We start from the raw sequence: 760 nt of genomic DNA on the forward strand, positions 1-760 counted from the left end.
AGACCTGGTCGAGCCTTGGGTGGTCGGGTATCTGGGCGGCGGCCTGCGCGGCCTCGATGGCGCGGCGCACCGCGGGATCCGCCGGCCTCCGCGTGGTCCGCGCCGTGTCCCCCCGCTCGCGCCGGCCACGCGACTCGCGCGGTACGAACCCGTCCGGGAGCCCTTCGGCGTCGAGCACCTCGGCCTCGACGACCTCGGGTAACGGCACCTGCCTGACCAGGACTTCCTGGCCACTGTAGGTGTCGAACGCCCGCGTCTGGGCGAACTCGTACGCGTCGGCCGGCGGCAGCGGCAGGCGGTAGCGGTCGGCGAGCACTCGGCCGGCGTAGTCCTCCACGACGCGTCCCCCTGTCCGCCCGGTGGTCAATTCCGTTCGTTTTGCGTCCTGTTGTGCGCAGTGATGCTTCCCGTTACGGCTGCGCACGGTCCGCAAGCACTCACGATACGTGCCGGACTGCTTTCAGGCTCAGGACTTCGGCTTGAACGTCTTGGTGAACGTCTGCCATGCGGCCTTGCGCTGCGCACCGTCCCAGTCGGCGGCCTTGGCCGTGTACATCAGGCCGTACCCGAGACCGCTGTTGACCACGAAACCGCGGTCGATCGAGCGGTACTTGGTGCCCCCGTCGACGTACGTGAACTCCCAGTCCGCCGTGTTCCAGCCGCGGAAGTCGACGGCCGCTATGCGTATCCGGTCGTACTGGGAGCGGCGCATGTACTGCTCCTGGTTGCGCCAGTCCTGGACCGGGTTCGACTTGGGCGT

General features: G+C 68.8%; 2 protein-coding genes. Both read right to left on the reverse strand.

What is annotated here, in order from left to right:
• The coding region (locus ACFVWR_RS19115; RefSeq protein WP_387216053.1) for a hypothetical protein at window positions 1-337 on the reverse strand (337 nt) is incomplete at its 3' end.
• Between the two features lie 129 nt (window positions 338-466).
• Window positions 467-760, reverse strand: a 294-nt coding sequence (locus tag ACFVWR_RS19120) for a hypothetical protein (RefSeq protein ID WP_387216056.1), incomplete at its 5' end; no start/stop codon positions are given.

Origin of the sequence: Leifsonia sp. NPDC058292 (assembly GCF_042880955.1) — a bacterium.
GTDB lineage: Bacteria > Actinomycetota > Actinomycetes > Actinomycetales > Microbacteriaceae > Leifsonia.